The organism is Mesorhizobium sp. WSM4817 (genome assembly GCF_055811135.1).
The window spans coordinates 1-623 of sequence record NZ_JBVVQQ010000120.1 but is presented as its reverse complement, the minus strand read 5'-3'; the positions used below and the strand labels follow the sequence as shown (position 1 = coordinate 623).

General features: G+C 61.0%; 1 pseudogene. It reads right to left on the bottom strand.

Annotated features, from left to right (window positions below):
• A pseudogene (locus tag AC0L2K_RS34990) lies at positions 1-506 on the bottom strand (oxidoreductase); the annotation flags it as partial.
• Positions 507-623 lie beyond the last annotated feature (117 nt).

The following is a 623-nucleotide window of genomic DNA, read 5'->3' as shown; positions in this document are numbered from 1 at the left end:
GCTGCGAACCTGCCCCATTCGATGCAACGCTCGTCGTCTGCCGGATCGTCCCATACGGGCTCCGCAATCCAGTAATAGCCGGCCTGCCTTCCGGAATAGGCGGTGTCTTCGTCCCGCACGTCGGCAACAGCGCCTCCAAGCTGCGTTATGTAGAACTCGCAATCCTTGGTTGGTGCCGAGGCAATCTGCTGCAGCATAGCATCCACTACGTCACCGGTGATATCCGACCAGAAACCACCTTTCGCGTAATACCGGCGTGACCAGGCGAAATGAGCGTCGTTGCGACTTTGCAGGTGAAGAAACGGCATGGCGCCCATCTCTCCTTCACCCACACCTGCAAGCTCGCCGAAGGGCGAAAGCATCTGATCCGCCCGCCTGCTGTCGCCCACCCACACCGCAGTCACGCTCAAGCCTCCTCGCGCGAGAGTAAAAGCGACGGAGAACTCTCGCGGGCGTTGTCGAGCCAAATCGCCGAGGCCTGTGATTGCGCGTTGCGCGTCGGCCATCGGGTACGTCCAATGGCCGACAGCCACCGGGCCAAGCTGATGCAGCCGGAACCTGAAGCGGGTTATGACACCGAAATTCCCACCGCCACCGCGAATGCCCCAAAAAAGCTCCGGATC